Origin of the sequence: Serratia sp. 2C06 (assembly GCF_050037615.1) — a bacterium.
Classification (GTDB): Bacteria; Pseudomonadota; Gammaproteobacteria; order Enterobacterales; family Enterobacteriaceae; genus Serratia; species Serratia ureilytica.
Genome location: NZ_CP188299.1, coordinates 4,417,592 through 4,438,860 on the forward strand (window position 1 = coordinate 4,417,592; position 21,269 = coordinate 4,438,860).

21 protein-coding genes, 2 tRNA genes, 1 pseudogene and 1 riboswitch are annotated in these 21,269 nt (G+C 62.1%); of the genes and pseudogenes, 14 read left to right on the forward strand and 10 right to left on the reverse strand.

Annotation, left to right across the window (positions count from 1 at the left end; all coding sequences use genetic code 11):
* Positions 1-45 precede the first annotated feature (45 nt).
* Positions 46-480: a DoxX family protein gene (locus ACP3TA_RS21625; RefSeq protein WP_033651807.1), complete on the forward strand. Its 435-nt coding sequence runs from the start codon at positions 46-48 to the stop codon at positions 478-480.
* Between the two features lie 65 nt (positions 481-545).
* Here the strand turns inward: ACP3TA_RS21625 and ACP3TA_RS21630 are convergent, their stop codons facing one another.
* Positions 546-1,178, reverse strand: a complete 633-nt coding sequence (locus tag ACP3TA_RS21630) for a helix-turn-helix domain-containing protein (protein ID WP_033643666.1) — start codon at positions 1,176-1,178, stop codon at positions 546-548.
* 126 nt (positions 1,179-1,304) lie between these two features.
* On the reverse strand, positions 1,305-2,117 hold the full coding sequence (locus ACP3TA_RS21635) for an IclR family transcriptional regulator domain-containing protein (protein ID WP_033643667.1): 813 nt from the start codon (positions 2,115-2,117) through the stop codon (positions 1,305-1,307).
* A gap of 188 nt (positions 2,118-2,305) precedes the next feature.
* Between ACP3TA_RS21635 and ACP3TA_RS21640 the strand changes: the two genes are divergently transcribed.
* The 6 genes and pseudogenes from ACP3TA_RS21640 (at position 2,306) to pcaC (ending at position 7,371) form a co-directional block, all read left to right on the forward strand.
* Positions 2,306-2,995, forward strand: coding sequence for a 3-oxoacid CoA-transferase subunit A (locus ACP3TA_RS21640; protein ID WP_016927165.1), 690 nt, complete (start codon positions 2,306-2,308; stop codon positions 2,993-2,995).
* Positions 2,996-3,006: 11 nt separating this feature from the next.
* Positions 3,007-3,660, forward strand: a complete 654-nt coding sequence (locus tag ACP3TA_RS21645; RefSeq protein ID WP_046687390.1) for a 3-oxoacid CoA-transferase subunit B — start codon at positions 3,007-3,009, stop codon at positions 3,658-3,660.
* Positions 3,661-3,670: 10 nt separating this feature from the next.
* Positions 3,671-4,873, forward strand: a complete 1,203-nt coding sequence (gene pcaF / locus ACP3TA_RS21650; protein ID WP_016927163.1) for a 3-oxoadipyl-CoA thiolase — start codon at positions 3,671-3,673, stop codon at positions 4,871-4,873.
* A gap of 3 nt (positions 4,874-4,876) precedes the next feature.
* Positions 4,877-6,226, forward strand: a complete 1,350-nt coding sequence (locus ACP3TA_RS21655; protein ID WP_426784428.1) for a 3-carboxy-cis,cis-muconate cycloisomerase — start codon at positions 4,877-4,879, stop codon at positions 6,224-6,226.
* Positions 6,217-6,960 (forward strand): annotated as a pseudogene (pcaD, locus tag ACP3TA_RS21660) (3-oxoadipate enol-lactonase); the annotation flags it as partial. The gene ACP3TA_RS21655 and the pseudogene pcaD, both read left to right, overlap by 10 nt.
* Positions 6,961-7,371 (forward strand): 4-carboxymuconolactone decarboxylase, encoded by a 411-nt coding sequence (pcaC, locus tag ACP3TA_RS21665; RefSeq protein WP_208060768.1) that lies wholly within the window; start codon positions 6,961-6,963, stop codon positions 7,369-7,371. It abuts the pseudogene before it with no gap.
* 9 nt (positions 7,372-7,380) lie between these two features.
* Here the strand turns inward: pcaC and ACP3TA_RS21670 are convergent, their stop codons facing one another.
* Genes ACP3TA_RS21670 through pcaH form a run of 3 tightly spaced genes read right to left on the reverse strand, consistent with a single transcriptional unit; the run spans position 7,381 to position 9,730 of the window.
* On the reverse strand, positions 7,381-8,313 hold the full coding sequence (locus ACP3TA_RS21670) for a LysR substrate-binding domain-containing protein (RefSeq protein ID WP_069100813.1): 933 nt from the start codon (positions 8,311-8,313) through the stop codon (positions 7,381-7,383).
* Between the two features lie 59 nt (positions 8,314-8,372).
* Positions 8,373-8,993, reverse strand: a complete 621-nt coding sequence (pcaG, locus tag ACP3TA_RS21675; RefSeq protein WP_016927159.1) for a protocatechuate 3,4-dioxygenase subunit alpha — start codon at positions 8,991-8,993, stop codon at positions 8,373-8,375.
* Complete coding sequence (gene pcaH, locus ACP3TA_RS21680; RefSeq protein WP_033651814.1) at positions 8,993-9,730, reverse strand: protocatechuate 3,4-dioxygenase subunit beta; 738 nt, start codon at positions 9,728-9,730, stop codon at positions 8,993-8,995. Before pcaH ends, pcaG begins: the two co-directional genes overlap by 1 nt.
* Before the next feature lie 229 nt (positions 9,731-9,959).
* On the opposite strand from pcaH, the gene ACP3TA_RS21685 reads away from it, so the two are divergent.
* Together ACP3TA_RS21685 and ACP3TA_RS21690 are read left to right on the forward strand one after the other, a co-directional pair.
* Positions 9,960-11,855 carry a bifunctional sugar phosphate isomerase/epimerase/4-hydroxyphenylpyruvate dioxygenase family protein gene (locus tag ACP3TA_RS21685; protein WP_198808810.1) on the forward strand — a complete coding sequence of 632 codons (1,896 nt, stop codon included), beginning with the start codon at positions 9,960-9,962 and terminating at the stop codon, positions 11,853-11,855.
* Between the two features lie 255 nt (positions 11,856-12,110).
* Positions 12,111-13,484 carry an MFS transporter gene (locus ACP3TA_RS21690; protein ID WP_046687396.1) on the forward strand — a complete coding sequence of 458 codons (1,374 nt, stop codon included), beginning with the start codon at positions 12,111-12,113 and terminating at the stop codon, positions 13,482-13,484.
* A gap of 112 nt (positions 13,485-13,596) precedes the next feature.
* On the opposite strand, the gene ACP3TA_RS21695 is transcribed toward ACP3TA_RS21690, so the two are convergent.
* A tRNA-Ser gene (locus tag ACP3TA_RS21695) sits at positions 13,597-13,686 on the reverse strand.
* Between the two features lie 92 nt (positions 13,687-13,778).
* Between ACP3TA_RS21695 and mtfA the strand changes: the two genes are divergently transcribed.
* Both mtfA and ACP3TA_RS21705 read left to right on the forward strand, forming a co-directional pair.
* The gene (gene mtfA, locus ACP3TA_RS21700) at positions 13,779-14,579 is read left to right on the forward strand and encodes a DgsA anti-repressor MtfA (protein ID WP_033643675.1); all 801 of its coding nucleotides are present in this window, start codon (positions 13,779-13,781) and stop codon (positions 14,577-14,579) included.
* A 99-nt stretch (positions 14,580-14,678) separates the two neighbouring features.
* A tRNA-Asn gene (locus ACP3TA_RS21705) sits at positions 14,679-14,754 on the forward strand.
* A 54-nt stretch (positions 14,755-14,808) separates the two neighbouring features.
* Here ACP3TA_RS21705 and gap read toward each other — a convergent pair.
* The 4 genes from gap to ACP3TA_RS21725 all read right to left on the reverse strand — a co-directional run bounded on the left by gap (position 14,809) and on the right by ACP3TA_RS21725 (position 18,766).
* Entirely contained in the window at positions 14,809-15,819 is a 1,011-nt protein-coding gene (gap, locus tag ACP3TA_RS21710; RefSeq protein WP_033643676.1) for a type I glyceraldehyde-3-phosphate dehydrogenase, read from the reverse strand.
* 77 nt (positions 15,820-15,896) lie between these two features.
* Positions 15,897-16,871: a GlxA family transcriptional regulator gene (locus ACP3TA_RS21715; protein WP_426784648.1), complete on the reverse strand. Its 975-nt coding sequence runs from the start codon at positions 16,869-16,871 to the stop codon at positions 15,897-15,899.
* Between the two features lie 125 nt (positions 16,872-16,996).
* Positions 16,997-17,731, reverse strand: a complete 735-nt coding sequence (locus ACP3TA_RS21720) for an SDR family NAD(P)-dependent oxidoreductase (protein ID WP_033643677.1) — start codon at positions 17,729-17,731, stop codon at positions 16,997-16,999.
* Positions 17,732-17,743: 12 nt separating this feature from the next.
* Positions 17,744-18,766 (reverse strand): LLM class flavin-dependent oxidoreductase, encoded by a 1,023-nt coding sequence (locus tag ACP3TA_RS21725; RefSeq protein ID WP_142002645.1) that lies wholly within the window; start codon positions 18,764-18,766, stop codon positions 17,744-17,746.
* A 149-nt stretch (positions 18,767-18,915) separates the two neighbouring features.
* Positions 18,916-19,018, forward strand: a riboswitch (TPP riboswitch).
* 62 nt (positions 19,019-19,080) lie between these two features.
* Between ACP3TA_RS21725 and ACP3TA_RS21730 the strand changes: the two genes are divergently transcribed.
* The 3 genes from ACP3TA_RS21730 to ACP3TA_RS21740 are packed head-to-tail and all read left to right on the forward strand — an operon-like array spanning position 19,081 to position 21,265.
* Positions 19,081-19,764 carry a TenA family protein gene (locus ACP3TA_RS21730; protein WP_089194926.1) on the forward strand — a complete coding sequence of 228 codons (684 nt, stop codon included), beginning with the start codon at positions 19,081-19,083 and terminating at the stop codon, positions 19,762-19,764.
* Positions 19,761-20,501: an ABC transporter ATP-binding protein gene (locus ACP3TA_RS21735; RefSeq protein WP_033651821.1), complete on the forward strand. Its 741-nt coding sequence runs from the start codon at positions 19,761-19,763 to the stop codon at positions 20,499-20,501. The genes ACP3TA_RS21730 and ACP3TA_RS21735 overlap by 4 nt, the downstream gene beginning before the upstream one ends.
* On the forward strand, positions 20,498-21,265 hold the full coding sequence (locus ACP3TA_RS21740; RefSeq protein WP_033643681.1) for an ABC transporter permease: 768 nt from the start codon (positions 20,498-20,500) through the stop codon (positions 21,263-21,265). Before ACP3TA_RS21735 ends, ACP3TA_RS21740 begins: the two co-directional genes overlap by 4 nt.
* Positions 21,266-21,269: the final 4 nt, after the last annotated feature.

The window sequence follows — 21,269 nt, forward strand, 5'->3', positions numbered from 1 at the left end:
ACTGATATATTGATTGAAAATCATTCCTATTCAGGAGAAAAAGCCATGGTTAAGTCACTCAATGCGGCATTCACTCGCTTTTTTGACCACCCGGACGCAGGCAAATTGGCGCTCAGGCTAACCTTCGGCGGGCTGATGCTGTTTCACGGCGTCGCGAAAGTTCAGCATGGCGTCGGCTGGATCGCCGATGCGTTACAACAACAAGGGCTGCCCGCCTTCATCGCCTATGGCGTATATATTGGGGAGATCCTGGCGCCGATACTGATCGTTTTGGGGCTGTTCACCCGCCCCGCCGCAGGGGTTTACGCCCTCACGCTGGTGGTGGCGTTTTTGATGGTGGGCACCGGCAAGGTCTTCACCGTCACCGACGTCGGCGCCTGGGGCATTGAAAACGAACTGGTGTTCTTTATGGGTGGGGTCGCCATACTGCTGCTGGGCAGCGGGAAGTATGCCATCGCGCGCAATGAAGCCTATCGATAAACCACGCTATCAACTATCAATAAGGAGGTTCCTGGTCTGAGCCTCCTCTTTATCTATAACGGCCATTAACGGTCGGCCAGCCGGTAAACCGGTACCTTGCGCGTCGTGCCGGTCAGGGTGTCGAAAATCTCCGTTTCCGCCGTCACGATCGTCATGCCGGTTTTTCTTAGCCTGCGCACTTCGGCGGCGATGCGCTGTATGCCGAACCAGAACAGTCCGTCCAGCGCCGTGACGCGCAGCCCCTGCTCCAGCGCCAGCTTAAGCCGCTCACGCGGCGCCTTGAGCGCCTTGGCGATTTCACGGTAGGGCAGCGCGTCCACGCCCGACGCCGAGGTTCGGTGAATGCGGGTCGACAGACCGTATTGGAAGGCCTCGGGCACGTCGCTTAAATCGCTCTTCAGGCTGTAAACGCAGCCAAAGCGCTTGCCGTTGAACACCACATTTTTTTGACTGATCGACAGCTCATCACGCAGGCCGGCAATCAGCTGCGGCGCCCGCACCAGCAATAAGCGAAACGGCAATTCGAAACTGGTCACATAGTCCACGTTGAGCAACGCAATGCGCAGGCGCTCTTCCGCGCCCGCCTGCGTCTGGCGACACTCGTTCAACACCTCGCTCCACTGGCGCGCAAGCCGCGGGGCTTCATCCAGCGGCGCGAAATGGTATTTCTCGATGTGGTAGTCGATTCTTTCGTTCATGTCCGTTGGCCCCCGCGTCAGTCATCATGCCCTCAGCAAATTACCTTACCCGCAGCCCACAATACAACACCGCATCGCGCCGCAAGATGCGGAAAAATCGGGCGCATACGCCCCCTGCGCGCTCGCTCAAGGTGAGTCGTGCAACAACAGCGATATCTCTTCGGCGGCCGAGCGCAACAAAGGCAGGTGGTGCTGGTGCAAACGCTCTGCGGAAACCTGACCGGCATGCACGCCGACGTTCAACGCCGCGGCGATGCGGCCGTCCGGCGTGGTGAGCGGCACCGCCAGTGAACGCAGGCCAATCTCCAGTTCCTGATCGTTGATGGCATATCCCTGCTGACGCACGCGCGCCAGCTCTTCCCGCAATGCGCTGACGCTCACCAGGGTATGGCTGGTGTAACGCAGTTGAGTCAATCGCGCCAAATAGTCATTCAACGTCTCACTGGCGAGCCCGCTGAGCAGCACCCGCCCCATCGACGTCGTGCTGGCGGGTAAGCGGCTGCCGACGTGCAAATCGATGGTCATGATCCGCGAAGTTGATGCGCGGGCGATATAAAGAATGTCATCGCCGTCCAATATGGCCATGGAACAGGACTCATTGAGCGTCTGGCTGAGTTGCCTCAACACCGGCTGCGCGGCGTTGGCCAACGGCGAAGCCCCCAGCCAGTTGTGACCCAGCGACAAGACGCGCGGGCGCAGCTCATAATTCTTGCCGTCTTCCGCGTACACAAAGCCCAGCTTACTCAGGGTGTAAAGGCAGCGGCGCACCGCCGCGCGCGGAATGCCGGTACGCTGGCTAATCTGCGACACCGACATCAGCCGCCGCTGCGGCGTAAAAGCCTGCAGGACCTCCAATCCTCGCGCCAAAGAGGCCATAAAGTCGGGATCCCCCTTCCAGGGATCGGTGCTGCTGCGCGTAATTTCCTGTTCTTTTTCCATTCTCGTTACCCCGCTGTCTGCCTGAAATATCGGTGTGCCGACGATCACAACCTGCGAATGCCTCTCAAAGAATAGCCGATAATCGCACACTTTTTCGATAATCGGTATTGTTTGCCTGAAAGGGACGATCTACTTTCCCATTGACGATAAACACTCCCCCGGCGGGCGCCGAATGAAAGGAACAAAAGATGATCGATAAAAGTGTGGCCACCCTGGAAGACGCCGTGTCCATCATTCCGGACGGCGCGAGCATCATGATTGGCGGCTTTGGCCCCGCGGGACAGCCGCTGGAACTGATCGATGCGCTGATTGAACGCGGTGCCCGCGAGCTGACGGTAATCAGCAATAACGCCGGCAACGGCGACAGCGGCCTCGCGGCGCTGCTCAAGACCGGCTGTGTGCGAAAGATGATTTGCTCCTTCCCGCGCCAGGCCGATTCGTGGGTCTTTGACGACCTCTATCGCCGCGGCGCGATCGAACTGGAACTGGTGCCTCAGGGCAACCTTGCCGCCCGCATGCAGGCCGCCGGCAGCGGGTTGGGCGGCATTTTCACCCCAACCGCCTTTGGCACGCCGCTGGCGCAAGGCAAAGAAACGCGTGAAATCGACGGACGGCATTACGTGTTTGAAACGCCCTTAAAGGCGGATTTCGCCTTGATAAAGGCCCATCGGGGTGACCGCTGGGGCAATCTGGTTTACCGCAAAGCGGCGCGTAATTTTGGCCCGGTGATGGCGATGGCCGCCGCCACGACGATAGCGCAGGTCGCTGAATTGGTGCCGCTTGGCGCACTGGATCCGGAAAACGTGATAACGCCGGGCATCTTCGTCCAGCGCCTGGTGGCGGTGGCGCACCCCGCGACCTTTTCCCTCTCTGCCTGAGGAGTCATAACATGCAAAAATTAACCCGCGACCAATTAGCCCAACGGGTAGCGCGCGATATTCCGGAAGGCGCCTACGTCAACCTCGGGATTGGGCTGCCGACCCGCATCGCTAACTACCTGCCCGCCGACAAAGAGGTGATTCTGCACAGCGAAAACGGCCTGCTCGGCATGGGGCCGTCACCCGCGCCGGGCGAAGAAGATCCGGAACTCATCAACGCCGGTAAAGAACGGGTGACCTTGCTGCCCGGCGGCAGTTATTTCCATCACGCCGACTCTTTTACCATGATGCGCGGCGGCCACCTCGATATCTGCGTGATGGGGGCGTATCAGGTCTCGGCTGCCGGCGATCTGGCCAACTGGAGCACCGGCGCCGAAGACGCGATCCCGGCGGTGGGCGGCGCCATGGATCTGGCCATCGGCGCGCGCAAAGTCTATGTGATGATGGACTATCTGACCAAGACCGGCGAATGCAAGCTGGTGGAACAGTGCAGCTACCCGCTGACCGGATTGGCCTGCGTCAGCCGCATTTATTCGGATATGGCAATCATTGATATCACCCCGGACGGCCCGCAGGTGCTGGAGCTGTGTCCGGGGCTCACCTTTGACGCGCTGCAAGCGTTAACCCCGATACGTTTACTGCAATCTGACTTGATCCCCGCTTGAGGAAATCGCCATGCAACAGGCTTTTATCTGCGATGCCGTTCGTACGCCATTCGGCCGTTACGGCGGCGCATTATCCGCGCTGCGCGCCGACGATTTGGCCGCTCTGCCCCTGAAGGCGCTGCTTGCCCGACTGCCGCAGTTGGATCCCCACGCCATTGATGACGTTATTCTGGGGTGCGCCAACCAGGCCGGTGAAGACAACCGCAACGTGGCGCGAATGGCGCTGCTGTTGGCCGGATTGCCCCACACCGTGCCGGGCACCACCCTCAATCGCCTGTGCGGTTCGGGATTGGACGCGGTAGGCATGGCGGCGCGCGCCATTAAATGCGGCGAAGCGGAGGTCATCATCGCGGGCGGCGTGGAAAGCATGTCGCGCGCGCCCTTTGTCACCGGCAAAGCGGACAGCGCCTTCAGCCGATCGCTGAAAATGGAAGATACGACGATGGGATGGCGCTTTATCAACCCGCAAATGCGCGCGCAGTTCGGTGTCGAAACCATGCCTGAAACCGCCGAAAATGTGGCTCGCGATTTCGCCGTCAGCCGCGCCGATCAAGACGCCTTTGCATTGCGCAGCCAACAGCGCACCGCCCGCGCTCAGGAGCTGGGCCTGTTTGATGAGGAACTGATCGCCGTCAGCATTCCGCAACGCAAAGGCGAGCCGCTCAGCCTGGTTCGCGACGAACATCCCCGCAGCACCTCTTTGGCCGCGCTGTCCGCCCTGAAAGGCGTCGTGCGCCCCGAGGGGAGCGTCACCGCCGGCAACGCCTCGGGCATCAACGACGGGGCCAGCGCCCTGCTCATTGCCAGCGAACGCGCGGCGGTGCAGTATGGACTCGCCCCGCTGGCGCGTGTGGTCGGCATGTCCGCCTGCGGCGTAGAGCCGCGCATCATGGGTTACGGGCCGGTTCCCGCAGTCCGCAAAGTGCTGGCGCAAACCGGTTTGAGCCTGGCGCAAATGGACGTCATCGAGTTGAATGAAGCCTTTGCCGCCCAGGCGCTGGCCGTGACGCGCGCCCTGGGACTGCCGGATGACGCGGAACAGGTCAACCCTAACGGCGGCGCTATCGCGCTGGGGCATCCCCTGGGGGCATCCGGCGGCAGGTTGGCCATGACCGCCGCTTATCAACTGCGGCGCACCGGCGGGCGTTTTGCCCTGTGCACCATGTGCGTCGGTGTCGGGCAAGGTGTCGCCTTGATTCTGGAACGGATATAACGAATGTCTCTCTATAGCGCAATGTTTATGGCTTCGCCATTAACGCCCTGCTTCAGCGACACGGCGCTGCTGCAGGGCATGCTTGATTTCGAAGCCGGTCTGGCGCAGGCCCTGGCGTCTGCAGGGATTATCGATGACGCGTCCGCGCGGATCATACGCAGCCACTGCCAGGCGGAAAAGCTCGACGCCGCCGCGCTGACGCAGTCCGCCGGATTGGCGGGCAATTTAGCCATTCCCCTCGTCAAACAATTGACGGCGTTGGTGGCGCAAACCTCACCGGAAGCGGCGCGTTTCGTTCACTGGGGGGCGACCAGTCAGGATGCGATTGACAGCGGGCTGATGCTGCAACTGCGCAGCGCGCTCGATAAAACCGACGCGCTGCTCAATCAGCTGATTGCGGCGCTGACGGCGCAATGCCGACGCCATAGCGCAACGTTAATGGTGGGCCGCACCTGGCTGCAACACGCTTTGCCAACGACGCTGGGGCTGAAGCTGGCCGGCACGCTGGACGCCTTGCTGCGCTATCGGGCTCGTCTGGCTGAAATGCGGCCACGCGTGCTCGCGTTGCAATTCGGCGGCGCGGCCGGCACGCTCGCCTCGCTCGGCGAACAGGGTGAGCGCGTTGAGCGGGCGCTGGCGCAAGCGCTGGCCCTGCCGCGCAGCGCCACGCCGTGGCATACCCAACGCGATCGGTTGTTGGAGCTGGCGAGTTGGTATGCCGGCCTGACGGGCTCGCTCGGCAAGCTGGCGCGCGACATGTCTTTGTTGATGCAGACCGAAGTCGCTGAAATCAGCGAGCCGTCGGCCCCCGGACGCGGCGGCTCTTCCACGATGCCGCATAAGCGAAATCCGGTACTCTGCGCCGCCATCCTCAGCGCGGCCAACCGTCTGCCTGCATTGATGTCGGGATTGTATGCTGGCCTGGTGCAGGAGCACGAACGCGCGCTGGGCGGCTGGCAGGCCGAGTGGCAAAGCCTGCCGCAGCTCCTGGTGCTGAGCGGGGCGGCATTGGCGCAAAGCCTGGATCTCATTAACGGTCTGGAGGTGCATGAAGCGGCGATGAGGCGCAATCTGGCGCTGATGCAGGGGCTGATCATGGCTGAATCGGTTACCCTGGCCTTAGCCCCCACCCTCGGCCGTCAACAGGCTCACCATCATATAGAACGGTGCTGCCGGCAAGCCCTGGCCACCCAGCAACCCCTGTTAACCCTTCTGTGCGCCGATGCGGAAGTCTCTTCCCGACTCAGCCGGGAAACCCTGGAAACCTTGCTCGATCCGGCCAATGCCACCGGCAGCACGCAGCGTTTCATTCAACAAGTCCTGGCGATGGCCGAGAGGGAGCAATCATGTTGAATTATGTCCTTGAGGGGCCTGAAAACGCCCCGGTTATTCTGTTTGGCAACTCGCTGGGCACCTCATTATCAATGTGGCAGCCGCAGCGCGACGCGTTCATCGCCCACTATCGCATTCTGCGCTACGACGTTGCCGGCCACGGCGACTCTGCGCCCGATGAACAGCCCGGCTCGCTGGCGCGACTGGGCGAACAGGTGCTGTCCCTGCTGGACACTCTGGCGATTGATCGGGTGCATTTCTGCGGCATCTCCATGGGGGGGCTGACGGGGTTATGGCTGGCGCGCTTTCATGCCGATCGCTTGCTGACGCTGACGATCGCCAATAGCGCCGCGAAAATCGGGGTGACGGAGCATTGGCGAGAACGCGCCGCGCGGGTGCGCCAGTGCGGCATGTCCGCCGTCAGCGATGGCGCGGCAGCGCGCTGGTTCACCCCGGCATTTTGCCAATCCGCCCCCGTCAAGGTGCAAACCGTCGTGCAACAGCTCACCGCCTGCGATCCCGAGGGCTATGCCGCTTGCTGCGACGCGCTGGCGACCGCCGATTTACGCGCCGAGCTGGCAGGCATCCGCGTTCCGACGCTGGTTATCGCCGGACATGAGGATGCGGTAACGACCGTCGACGATGCAAAAGCCTTGGCGGGAGGCATTCCCGACGCGCAATGCGTCATCCTGCCCGCCGCCCATCTGTCCAGCATCGAAGCCTGGCGGGCATTTAACCGCGCGTTCCGGGCCTTTTTGGATGAGCAGCTCACGCAGCGGCAACGTTATCAGCAAGGCCTGACGGTGCGCAGAGCGGTGTTGGGCGATGAGCATGTCGATAATACCCTCGCGGCGCTGTCGCCGCTCAACGAGGAGTTTCAGCATTTCATCACTCGCTACGCCTGGGGAGAAATATGGACGCGTCCGGGCTTGTCGCGCCATACCCGCAGCCTGATCACCATCGCGATGCTGATCGCCTTGAATCGCGAAGCTGAGCTGAAAATGCATATCCGGGCCGCCTTCAATAACGGCGTCACGCGTGAAGAGATCAAAGAAGTTCTGATGCATGCGGCGCTTTACTGCGGCTTACCCGCCTCGAACGCCGCTTTTCATCTGGCGCAGTCCGTCTTTGCCGAATACGACGCCGGGCGGCGATCGGACGACTAGAAGACGCGGTTATACCGGCACATCCAGCACCCTTTGGCGCAGCGCAGCAATCAGGCGCTGCTGCTCAGGGGGCGAGAGCGTCTCTTGCCGGGTAATGATGCCCAGCGGCTCGGCCATCCCCTGGGTAGGCAACGGCAGCGCACGCAGGTGATTGCTGAACAAGTCATCACGCACCGCGCCGTAAGGCACCAGCCACACATAGCCATACTGTAGCGTCAGGCAGCGCGCCAGCGTAACCGACAACGTCTCGACGCACCCTTCCGGCACCGCCAGCCCGTGGCTGACAATGAGCGCCTCCGCATTCTGACGCGGCACGGTACCTCGCGGGGAGAGCACCAATGGCCAGCTCAACGCCTCCGCCAGCGAGACATCCGAATGCAACAGCGGATGATGAGGCGCAACCACCAGCCGCAGCGTTTCATGGTACAGCAGCTCGAAGTTGAGCCCCTCCATGCGGGAGGGGTCTGACATGCGCCCGATGCCTAACGTTAATTGCCCCGATCTCACCGCCATCATCAGCGCATCGTTGGCCAGCGTCGTAACCTGCATGCGCCAGCCGGGCGATTGCTGCTGCAACCCCACCACGACCGGCGCGACCAGGCTCACCAGCGTGGTGGGCAGCGCGCCGATATGCAGCGGCGCCGGCAGCGCCTCGCTGTCCGAGGCAAGCGTGCGCCCCAACACATTCAGCGCATCCAAAACGCGGCTGGCATCCTGCAGGAAACGCGTTCCGGCGGCGGTCAGTTCCGCCCCCTGCCGATTGCGCGAAAAAAGGCGCTCGCCGGCCAGGCTTTCCAGTTCGTTGAGCGTTTTAGAGAGCGCGGGCTGCGTGATGCCCAATTGCTGTGCGGCGCGCACCAACGTCCCCTGTTGCGCGGTAGCGACAAAGGCGTGCAGATGACGAAGGCGGATGCGTTGGCTAAAGCGAGAAGTCATGTTCATGATTTATAGTATTAACTTGCCGCCGGCGCGGCAAGCTCATTGTCAGGGCGAACGGAGGATCAAATATCAAAAAAAACGGTTTCGTTCTCGCCCTGTAACCAGATGTCGAAATGGTACACCGTCTGATCCCCGCGCTGCCGCCTTTGCGCCAATAACGTGCTGCGCCGTTTTTCCCACTCGATGAGATTCAACACCGGATCTTCGGCATTGGCCGCCTGTTCGTCGGCAAAGTAGAGACGCGTGTTCAACCCGATGTTGATGCCGCGGGCCACTATCCACAGATTGAGATGGGGCGCCATCAACCGGCCGTCGCGCCCCGTCACGCGCCCCGGTTTAATCGTCTCGAATTGCCACAGGCCGCTGGTGAAATCCGAACAGGTTCGCCCCCAGCCGCGAAACGCCGGATCGTCGGGTTTATCCAACTGGCCGTCGGCGGGGTGCTGATATCGCCCGGCGGCATTGGCCTGCCAGACTTCGACCAGCGCGTCTCGAACCGGCGTGCCGGAACCGTCATAGACATGCCCTTCCACCACGATTCGCTCCCCGCGCGTCTCCGGTTGCGTCAACACATGGGTAAAATTACGCTCGAAAATATCAAAGCCGGCGGCATGCGGCGCCAAGCCGATGTGCACATAAGGCCCGGCGGTTTGCGAGGCCGTTTCAGACAAGTACTTTTTCATCACGCGGCTCCCTGTGTACGGTTCTCAAACCACGTGGCTCGATGGCCCCGCAGCACCAGATCGAAGCGGTAAGCCAGACTGTCCAGCGGCACGGCGGCGTGCATATCCAGCTCGGCAATCAGCGTGCGCATCGCATCGTCACTGCCTACCGACTGCAAGATGGGGCAGCGAACGAGCAACGGATCGCCTTCGAAATACATCTGCGTGATCAAGCGCTGCGCGAACGCCTCGCCGGAGAGCGAGAAGTGAATATGCGCCGGACGCCAGTCGCTGACCTGATTGCGCCAGGGATACGGGCCCGGCTTGATCGTACGAAAACAGTAATACCCGTTGTCGTCGGTCAGCATCCTGCCGCAGCCGCCAAAGTTGGGATCGATAGGCGCCAGATACTGATCTTTCTTGTGGCGATAGCGCCCTCCCGCATTGGCCTGCCATACCTCGACCAGGGCGTTGCGCACCGGCGTCCCAAAGGCATCCCGCACAAATCCATGCACGATGATCCGCTCGCCGATCGGTAAGCCGTCTTTGGCGTAATTCAGAATCAGATCGTGATCCAGCGGGCCGATATCCGTTGGCGTGAAGACGGGGGCGGTCAGTTCAGACAGCGAGTTTTGCAATGAAATTAATGCATTGCGCGGCGACCGCAGCACGCTGGTTTTATACAGCGGCGCCAGCGCCGGCGGGTGATGACTGTAATCGCGATGCACCAGTTCTCGCGCCATCCAATCACTTTTCATCCCGGTATCCTTATTATTTGAGGGTACATGTCGACAGAGTGTAGGAAGCGCAATATGTAAAAGTAAAGTGAGAAAACCGATCGCTTTATATAACCAAAAGTAATGGAATGTTCTGAATTGACGAAACATTTCATTTGGTCCATAACATGATTCAATTCCCGTCGGTGGTCCGCCTCGCTGCTGAATGGTCGCTTTCAGGTCATCCATGACCGCTTAACTGGAGGCAATGATGAAACGTTCTATCGCGACGGTCTCGGTATCGGGTTCGCTGCCGGAAAAACTGCGGGCTATCGCCGCCGCAGGCTTTGATGGCGTCGAAATTTTCGATAACGATCTGGTCTACTACCCCGGCTCACCGGCGGAAATCCGTGAATTGTGCGCCGAACTGGGCCTGGAAATTTTACTGTTCCAACCGTTTCGGGACTTCGAAGGAGGCCCGCGCGAAACGCTGGCGCAGAACCTTTCCCGCGCGGCGCGCAAGTTCGAAGTCATGCAGCAACTGGGCTGTTCTCGCATGCTGCTCTGCAGCAATGTCTCGCCCGACAGCAGCGAAGACATGGCCACGCAAGTGAGCGATTTGCGCGCGTTGGCGGAGTTGGCCGCCGAGTATGATATTACTGTCGGTTATGAAGCGCTGGCCTGGGGACGTCACGTGAATATGTGGCGCGACGCCTGGGCGCGCGTGAAGGCCGTAGATCATCCGGCGTTGGGGATCATTCTCGATAGTTTTCATATCCTGTCGCGCGGCGATAACCTCGATGGCCTCGAGGACGTGCCGCCCGAAAAAATCGTGTTTGTCCAACTGGCGGACGCCCCGCTGTTGAAGATGGATGTGCTCGCCTGGAGTCGCCATTTCCGCTGCTTCCCCGGCCAGGGGGAGCTGAATCTGACCCAGTTCATGACCCAACTTTCCGCGCATGGCTATCGCGGCACCTGGTCGCTGGAGATATTTAACGATGGTTTCCGCGCCTCGCCGGTACTCCCCACGGCCCAGGACGGTTTCCGATCGTTGTTGTGGCTGGAGGAGCAAACCTATGACTGGTTGGCCAAACAGCCTCTGCTGCCCAACGCCATGGCCTCGCTCATGGAACGTTCCTTATTCCATTCGCAGCCGCATCCGCCCTTGCTGGCGCTGGAGTTTATCGAATTTGCCGTCTCGCACAACGACGGGCTGGCGATGGGCCAATGGCTGACGCAGCTGGGATTGGTTCACGCCGGCGAGCACCGCTCCAAAAGCGTCGCCCTCTATCGCAACGGCAAAGTGAATGTCATTCTGAATGCCCAGCCAGAAAGCCAAGCGAGCGGCTATTATCACCTGCACGGCATTTCCCTGTGCGCCGTGGCGTGGCGGGTGCGCGGCGTAGCGCGTTTACTGCAACGGGCGCAAGACTACGGGTACGCCATCTGGCAAGGAGAAACCGGCCCCAACGAGCGGCAAATCCCCGCGCTGTGCGCACCGGACGGCAGCCTGATTTATCTGGTGGAAGCGGACGAAGATCCCAAGAACGATATTTATCACGCTGATTTTCATCTGACGCATCGCAGCGCGCCGCCGCCCGCGCTGCAAAGCATCGATCACCTGGCGATTGCGCTGGCGGATGAATCGAGCGGCAACTGGATCATGTTCCTGCGCAGCGTGCCGGGTTTTGTGCAGGACAACGAGTGGGAATTGCCCGATCCGCTGGGTTTGGTTCGCAGCCGCGTCTTGCGCAGCCCCAACGACGCCATCCGGCTGCCGCTGAATATGTCGGTGAGCCGGGAAACGCAAATTGCCCAGGCGCTAACCGCCTATCAGGGCGCAGGCTTGCAGCACGTCGCCTTTGGCTGCGAGGATCTGTTCAGCATGGTGAAAGCGGCGCAGGCGCGCGGATTAAAAACGCTGCGTATTCCCGATAACTACTATCACGATCTCAGAGCGCGTTTCGATCTGGACCCCGCTTTCCTCTCACAGCTGCAAGCGGGCAATGTGCTCTACGATCGAGACGATCAGGGCGGTGAATTGCTGCATGTCTACACCGTGCCCTATGAAAAAGGCCGCTTCTTCTTCGAACTTCTGGAGCGCCGAGGCGGCTACCGCGGCTTTGGGGCCGCCAACGCCCCGGTTCGGCTCACCGCCATGCGTTAATCGCGCGGGCCATCAAGGCCCGCCTGTTCTTCCATCTTACTGAAAAGGTTAATGATCGCGCTCACACTCTCAGTGGCCTCCGGCGCCGCCATTCTCACGGCAATCCCTTTTCATAACATAAAGTTAACACTGCCTCGTCACTCACCGCCGGCTCAATTGTCCGATAAACGCACATTTTTTCGATTATCGCCGTTTAACGTCCGCCCAGGGGCTGCTTATAGTGATGACACTCAACTACTGCACCGGGAGCACCCCATGTCGGGAAACAACGCAATCAATGTTCGGGCGCTGATCGACGACCGCCCGTTAGGCAAATGGCAAAAGATGATCGTGCTGCTCGGCTTTTGCATCATTGCTCTGGATGGATTCGATATCGTTATCATGGGATTTATTGCGCCAGAGCTTAAGGCGGATTGGCAAATCACTAACCGCGAACTGGGGCTGGTGATCAGCGCGGCGCTGATTGGCCTGTCGCTGGGCGCGATGCTATCCGGGCCATTGTCAGACAGATTCGGCCGCAAAGTCGTCATCATCAACAGCGTGTTCTTTTTTGGCGTTTGGACGCTGGTGACGGCGTTTTCTCAAAATATGGAGCAGATGATGTTATTTCGCCTGCTCACCGGATTGGGGCTCGGCGCCGCCATGCCGAATGTCGGCACCCTGGTGGCGGAGTTCGCGCCCGCCCGACGCCGCGCTTTCTTGATTACCGTGGTTTTCTGCGGCTTCACCTTTGGCGCCGCCTTGGGCGGATTCGCCGCGTCCTGGCTGATGCCGCGCTTCGGCTGGCATGCCGTGCTGCTGCTCGGCGGGATCTTGCCCCTGCTGTTCGCGCCCGTGCTGATGGCGGCGTTACCCGAATCGGTGTGTTTCCTGGTGGCGAAACGGGCAGATCAGGGCGGCATTCAGCGCATTCTGGCGAAACTGGCGCCCGATCGCGATTTTCGACATTCTACCGTCGTTCTGCCCCCGCCGGGCCAGGTCTGCACTCATCCGGTTAAACTGGTGGTGAGTGCACGGTACCGCTTCGGCAGTTTAATGCTGTGGGGCGCGTATTTTAGCGCGCTGTTTCTGTACTACACCTTAGGCAGTTGGCTGCCGCTGCTGATTAAAGACAGCGGTTTCAACATCGCGCAAGCGGCGGTCATCACCGCGCTGTTTCAGGCGGGCGGGACATTAGGGTCGCTATTTTCCGGGTGGTTGATGGACAGATCCGAACCGCATCGCGCGTTGGCGTCGATTTATGGGTTGGGGGCGCTGTTCACTCTGCTGATGGGGATGGCGATGGGTTACCCCCTCCTGATGGGCGGCTGCGCGATGGCCATCGGGTTCTGCATCGGGGGCGCCAACACCGGCATGAACGCGTTGTCGGCCAGCTTTTACCCCACCGAAGCGCGAGCCACCGGCTCCAGCTGGATGCACGGCATCGGCCGTTTGGGCGCTATCTTAAGCGCGCTGGCCGGGGCTGAAATGCTGGCGCTCGGTTGGAGCTTCAGCACCATTTTCGCCGTCCTGGCGCTGCCCGCCCTGCTGACGGTGGCGATGATCGTCGCCAAGCGGCGTCATCAGGCGCGTCAAGCGACAGAGCATCAATATGCCGCCTATCTGGATGCGCGTTCGAATGATGTTTGATTGCGTCGGGAAATAATCGAGAACAAAGGGGAAGGCGTGTCGGCCTGCAGGGCCGGGGCGCTTTAACTGTGATGGGGATCGTTGAAAGATTTTTTCGTAAGTGATTGAATAATGGCGGAGAGAGGGGGATTTGAACCCCCGGTAGAGTTGCCCCTACTCCAGTTTTCGAGACTGGTCCGTTCAGCCGCTCCGGCATCTCTCCTGACAACGCTTGCTATCATGCCCGCTTTTACGGCATTTTTACAGCATTAGCATACCGCTGAACGTTCAAGTGACGACTTTACGAGCAACCTGATGATTAAATGGCCGTGGAAAGCGACTCAACCTTCTCACCCCGAGGCGGATACCCAGGCACAGTGGCGGGACGCGCTGGCGATCCCGCTGCTCTCGCCGCTGAATGAGCAAGAGCGGCAGCGGCTGGTGGCCGTCGCCGGGCAGATTTTGCAGCAAAAGCGCATCGTGCCGCTGCAGGGGCTGCAGCTCACCTCGCAGATGCAGGCGCGCATCGCCCTGCTGTTCGCCTTGCCGGTGCTGGAGCTGGGCGCGGAGTGCCTCGACGGCTTCAACGAAATTCTGCTCTACCCCACCCCATTCGTGGTGGAAGACGAATGGCAGGACGAGATCGGCCTGGTGCACTCGGGGCCGGTGGTGCAGTCCGGCCAAAGCTGGGAACAGGGGCCGATCGTGCTCAACTGGCAAGACGTGCAGGACTCTTTCGACCTTTCCGGTTTTAATCTGGTGATCCACGAAGCGGTACACAAGCTGGATATGCGCAACGGCGGCGTCGCCACCGGCGTGCCGCCGATCCCGCTGCGCGAGGTGGCCGCCTGGGAACATGATCTGCACGCCGCGATGGAAAGCCTGCAGGACGAGATCGACATGGTCGGCGAAGAGGCCGCCAGCATGGATGCCTACGCCGCCACCGATGCGGCCGAGTGCTTCGCCGTGCTGTCGGAGTACTTCTTCAGCGCCCCCGAGCTGCTGGCCGAACGCTTCCCGGCGCTGTATCAGCACTTTTGCCGCTTCTACCGCCAGGATCCGCTGGCGCGCCTGCTGCGCGCCCAGGCAGAAAACGACGCGCAATGGGCTGATTGACGGGCTTATTGCTCAGATACCGAGCAGTCGCACCGCCTGGGGCAATTTAGCGTTGACACACCTGGGGCAGCTGGATATGATGCGCCCCGTTCACACGATTCCTCTGTAGTTCAGTCGGTAGAACGGCGGACTGTTAATCCGTATGTCACTGGTTCGAGTCCAGTCAGAGGAGCCATATTTAGAAAAGCCCGCTTAAGGCAACTTAAGCGGGCTTTTTGCTGTTGGGCGTTTACAGCCCGCGCTTTTCCATCAGCAGCGCCAGATCGACCAACCGATTGGAGAAGCCCCACTCGTTGTCATACCAAGCGAGCACCTTCACCAGATTGCCGCCGATCACCAGCGTAGACAAACCGTCGATAATCGACGAGCGCGCATCGCCCCGGTAGTCGCTCGACACCAGCGGCTCATCGCTGTACCCCAGGATCCCTTTCAGCGGGCCGGACGCCGCCGCCGCGCGGAACGCCGCGTTGATCTCCTCCGCCGTCGCCGGGCGTTTCAGCGTCACCGTCAGATCGACGATGGAAACCACCGGCACCGGCACCCGCAGTGAATAACCGGTCAGGCGGCCGTCCAGCTCGGGGATCACCTTGCCGAGCGCCTTGGCCGCACCGCTGGAGTAAGGCACGATAGACTCCGCCGCCGCCCGCGCGCCACGCAGATCTTTTTCCGGCTGATCGTGCAGCGCCTGGCTGTTGGTATAGGCGTGAGTGGTGTTCATCAGCCCGTATTCGATGCCGAACGCCTGATGCAGCACCTGTGCGGCGGGCGCCAGCCCGTTGGTGGTGCAGCTGCCGTTGCTGACCACCTTATGCAGCGCCGGATCGTAGAGGTGATCGTTAACCCCCATCACCAGCGTGATGTCATCGTTCTTGGCCGGCGCCGAGATAATCACCCGCTTGGCGCCGCCGTGCGTGATGTGCACTTCCGCCTTGGCCTTGTCGGTAAAGAAGCCCGTCGCTTCGATCACCACGTCCACGCCCACGCTGCTCCAGGGGATCTCGGCGGGATCGCGCTGCGAAAACACCTGAATCGGCCGGCCGTCCAGCAGCAGCTGGTTGTCGCCGGCTTCGACCCTGGCGGCCAGGGTGCCGGAAAGCGTGTCGTATTTCAGCAGGTGCGCCAGCGTCTTGCTGTCGGTCAGATCGTTGATCGCCACCACTTCAAAATCGCTGCGCCCCAGCGCCGCGCGCAGCACGTTGCGTCCGATCCTGCCGAATCCATTAATGCCTACTCTCACCATGATGCACTCCTCGTTTTGGGCTTTGCCTCAACTCTAGCCCTGCCTCGAAGCGGCGTAAATGACGTTTACCGATCAATTTACGCCAAATTGCGCGCATGAAAGCGTTCGCGGTATTCGCTCGGGGTCAGCTGCAGTTTTCGCTCAAACACCCGCCGCAGGTTAAGGCCGTTGCCAAAGCCGGTGGCCAGGGCGATCTGTTCGATGCCTTGCGCACTCTGCTCCAGGCGCTGTCTGGCGGTATGCAACCGCCCTTCTTCGACGAATTTGGCGGGAGAAATGCCCGTCTCGCGGGTGAACACGCGGGTAAAGTTGCGCGGGCTCATCGCCACGCGTTCGGCCAACCGTTCAACGCTGAGATCGTCGGCGAGGTTTTCCAGGATCCAGGACTGCAGGTCGCGGATCGGGCCCGGCGATTTGGCCTGGTTGAGCGGGTAGCGGCTGAACTGCGCCTGCCCGCCGGGGCGGCGCAGAAACATCACCAGATCCTGCGCCACTTCGCGCGCCTGCACGAAGCCGTAATCATCCTCCACCAGCGCCAGCGTCAGATCGAAGCCGGAGCTGACGCCGCCGGAGGTCCAAATCGGCCCGTCCTGCACGTAGATCGGGCCGTTTTCGACCTGCACCTGCGGGAAACGCGCCTGCAGCGTTTCCGCCAGTCGCCAGTGGGTGGTCGCCCGCCGTCCGTCCAGCAACCCGGCTTCGGCCAGCAACAGTGCGCCGCCGCAAACGGAGGCGATACGGCGCGTCTGCGGCGCCGCGCGGCGCAGCCAAGCCGCCACCAGGGCGCCCTCTTCTTCGCTCGCCCCTTTGCCGGCGACGATCACGGTATCGCGCGGCAGGAACGGATCGAGATCCGCCAGGCGATGGTCGGCCAGCAGGCTCAGGCCTGACAGGCCGTGCACCACCCGATGAGACTGCGTGGTGGCGACCGCGATCTGATACAGCGGCGTCTCGGCGGCACTCAGGCGATTAGCCTGCATCAGGATATCGGCGATGCCCGCCGCTTCGAACAGCATGCCCCCTTCAGGGACGATAATCAGGAATGTGTGCATGGCGATAATAGAGAGAACGGTCAAAACAGGTCAGGAAGCCACTGTATAAGAAAAGCGCCGTCGGTTCACCCTGCAGGCATAAAAAAGCCCGCCGGCAACCCGACGGGCCTAGAAGGAATAGCCATTTAAACCTGCGGCAAGCTCACCCCGCCGGCGCGCGCCAATTGCGCCAGCAGCGCCGTTTGAAACGCCTCGTCGTGTACCGCCGCGTGAGGCTCGAAGCGCTGCTGATGATGCCAATAACCGCCGGAGGCCAGGGCCTGCGGTTCATCGCTGCTCACCAGCCATGCCTGCGTCACATGCCCCAGCGCCAGATCGTCGGGCGCGTCCGCGCCGCCCATTTTGGTCGGCACCCAGCCGGGATCGACCGCGCTGCTGATGACGTCGGGCCACAGGCGCGCCACGGCGGCGGCCAGCGTGGTGACGAACAGCTTGCTGTCCGAATAAGAACCTGCGGCGCCGCCAAGCCAGTCTACGCCGTTCAGCTCCGCCACGCCGTCAAAGTGCATACTGCTGCTCAGGTAGACGATTCGCTTGGGACGTTCGATCAGGGCCGTCAGCAGGTAGGGCGCTATGACGTTCACCGGCATCACCTGCGGCCCGGTGAACATGCCGGCATTGTGGATCACCGCGTCCGGACGGCCGAGGCGATTGACCTGCTCGGCAAGCTGCCGAGTCTGCTGCACATCGGACAAATCGCCGATCGCCGCCTGTGCACCGCGATCCAGCAGATCGCGCACCGCGTCCAGACGGCCGGGTGCGCGCGCATGCAGAATCACCTGATGCCCTTCGTCCAACAGCGTTTGCGCGGCGGCGCGGCCCAGCCCGTCCACCGAACCGGTAATGAAAATGCGTGACATGCCATCCTCCGTTTAGCGCCAGCCGAGCGCCGGCGCGACATGGGTTAAAATCGATTCGATCACGTGGGCGTTGTAATCCACGCCCAGCTGGTTAGGCACGGTCAGCAGCAGCGTATCCGCTTCGGCGATGGCCTCGTCCTGCGCCAGCTGCTCGATCAACACGTCCGGCTCGGCGGCATAGCTGCGGCCGAAGATCGCCCGGGTCTGCGCGTCGATATATCCGAGCTGATCGCCCTCCTTGCCACCGCCGCCGAAGTAGTTGCGATCCCGCTGATCCACCAGCGCAAAGATGCTGCGGCTCACGGAAACCCGCGGCTCGCGCGCATGGCCGGCCTCTTGCCAGGCGGCGCGATAGGCGCGGATCTGCTTGGCCTGCTGGATATGGAAGGGTTCGCCGGTCTCGTCATTCTTGAGCGTCGAGCTTTGCAGGTTCATGCCCAGCTTCGCCGCCCAGACGGCGGTGGCGTTCGAACCGGCGCCCCACCAGATGCGGTCGCGCAGCCCGGCGGAAAACGGCTCCGGCCGCAACAGCCCGGGCGGATTGGGGAACATCGGCTGCGGATTGGGTTCAGCGAACCCTTCACCGCGCAGCGCTTCCAGAAAGACTTCGGTATGGCGACGGGCCATGTCAGCGTCGGTTTCGCCCTCGGCCGGGGCGTAACCGAAATAGCGCCAGCCGTCGATCACCTGCTCCGGCGAGCCGCGGCTGATGCCGAGCTGCAGCCGCCCGCCGGCGATCAGATCCGCCGCGCCGGCGTCCTCCACCATGTACAGCGGATTTTCATAGCGCATGTCGATCACGCCAGTGCCGATCTCGATACGTTGGGTTTTGGCGCCGATGGCGGCCAGCAGCGGGAACGGCGATCCCAGCTGACGCGCGAAGTGGTGCACGCGAAAATAGGCGCCGTCCGCCCCCAGATCTTCGGCGGCAACCGCCAGATCGATGGACTGCAGCAGTGCATCCGCCGCTGAACGGGTGCCGGACTGGGCGGAAGGCGTCCAGTGGCCAAACGAGAGAAAACCAATCTTTTTCATCGGGCATCGTCCTCAAAGGCAAAACATGGGCCTACAGTGACAAAAATCGCGCGCTTTGCGCCAGCAAAATCGCCCCCGATCGCACTAAACGAACCGATTGCCGCCGCGCCGCCCGGCGATTGTAATCAAAAAACAAATGTCGTATAACAGGCAGCTCCGAGGGGTGTCCTGTTACGGGCTGAGATGGCGCAAGCCGAACCCTTTGAACCTGATCTGGGTCATGCCAGCGAAGGGACGGTTAGGCAACCGCGCGATCACCCGTTGCCTGTTCATACCTCAGCGTGCCCGGATCTCCACTGACTCAAGGAGGTCCCATGTCCATCACCACCCTGTTCGAAAGCGGTCTTTACGGCCGGCTGCGCCAACAGGCCGGCAGCCACTGGCAAAATTACGTCGATCACCCGTTTCTGCAGCAGTTGGCCGCCGGCACCTTGCCTGAACGCGCTTTTCGCCGTTACCTGACCCAAGACTACCTGTTCCTGCTGCACTTCGCCCGCGCCTACGCGCTGCTGGTCAGCAAGCTGCGCACCCTGCCGGAAATGCGCGCCGCCACCGCCTCGCTCAACGGCATCGTCGCCGAGCTGCCGCTGCACGTGGCCTACTGCGCCGAATGGGGGCTGAGCGAAGCGCAGATCGCCGCCCAGCCGGAGGCGGCGGAAACCATGAACTACACTCGCTACGTGCTGGACATCGGCCATGCCGGCGACGCCCTCGATCTGCTGGCCGGCCTGCTGCCCTGCGTGGCCGGTTATGCCGAAATCGGCCTGCGGCTGCTGCACGATCCCGCCACCCAAATGGAGGGCAATCCTTACGCCTCCTGGATCCGCAACTACGGCGACGAGGGCTATCTGGCCGGCGTGCACGCCGCCATCGAACTGCTGGAAACCGTCGGCCACCAGCGCGGCGCACAAAGCCGCTTTACCGAGCTGGCGCAGATTTTCACCACCGCCACTCAGCTGGAAGCGGCATTTTGGCAAATGGGGCTGAACGCCTCATGACCTCCCCGCGCCTCCCGCCCGGCATCCAGGTGCGGGATCTCACTCTGCGCTTCGGTCAACAGACGATCTTTGAGCGGCTGAGCTTCGACATCGCCGGCGGCAGCTTCGTCTCCCTGCTCGGCGCCAGCGGCGCCGGCAAAACCAGCCTGCTGAAGATCATCGCCGGGCTGGCGCAGGCCAGCTCGGGCACTGTGAGCGGCAGCGACGGCCTGCCGATCGCCGGGCGCATCGCCTACATGGGGCAAAAAGACCTGCTCTATCCGTGGCTGAGCGTCGAAGACAATGTCGCCCTCGGCTCGCGGCTGCGCGGCGAAGCGCCGGATCGGGCGTGGACCGCGCACCTGCTCGAGCGCGTAGGCCTGGCCGCGCATAGCCGCAGCCTGCCCGCCGCGCTGTCCGGCGGCATGCGCCAGCGCGCCGCCATCGCCCGCACGCTCTACGAACGCCAGCCGATCGTGCTGATGGACGAACCCTTTTCCGCGCTGGACGCCATTACCCGCGCCGAGATCCAGAGCCTGGCCGCCGAGCTGCTGGCGCAAAACACCGTGCTGCTGATCACTCACGATCCGATGGAGGCTTGCCGCCTGAGCCACCGGCTGCTGGTGCTGTCGCCTTGGCCGCTGGGCCTCGACGATACCCACCGCATCAGCGGGCAACCGCCGCGCGCGCCGGATGACGCCGACCTGCTGAAAAGCCAGGCCGAGCTGCTGCTGCAAATGGTGAGGGCAGCGCAATGAATATCGCCAAAGAGCGCGGCTTCACCCGCCTGCGGCGTGGGTTGACGGTCTTCATCGGCCTGCTGCTGCTGTGGTGGCTGGCGGCGCAAAGCGGCATTCCGGCCTTTCTGCTGCCCACGCCGGGCGCAGTGGCGCAGGCGCTGTGGGACGGACGCGGCTATCTCGCCTGGCACACGCTGGTCACGGCTTCGGAGATCGTCAGCGGGCTGGTGCTGGGCGTGTTGCTCGGCGCGGCGCTGGCGCTGTGCATGATCTTCTCGCCGCGCCTGCAGCGCTGGCTGATGCCGCTGGTGCTCACCAGCCAGGCGATACCGGTGTTCGCCCTGGCCCCATTGCTGGTGCTGTGGTTCGGCTTCGGCATGAGCGCCAAAGTGGCGATGGCGGTGCTGGTGATCTTCTTCCCGGTGGTGTCGGCCTTTTTCGACGGGCTGCGCCGGGTCAACAACGACTATCTCGATCTGGCGCGCACGATGCGCGCTTCGCGTTGGGCGCAGCTGCGGCACGTGCGGCTGATGGCGGCGCTGCCGGCCTTCGGCTCCGGCCTGCGCATGGCCGCCGCCGTCGCGCCGATCGGCGCCATTATCGGCGAATGGGTCGGCTCGGCCGAAGGGCTGGGCTACGTGATGCTGAACGCCAACGCGCGCATGCAGACCGACGTCTGCTTCGCCGCGCTGTTTATTTTGGTGCTGATGACCGTGCTGCTGTGGGCCGCGGTGGATGCGCTGCTGCGGCGCCTGATCGCCTGGGCGCCGGAAAACGACTGATGAT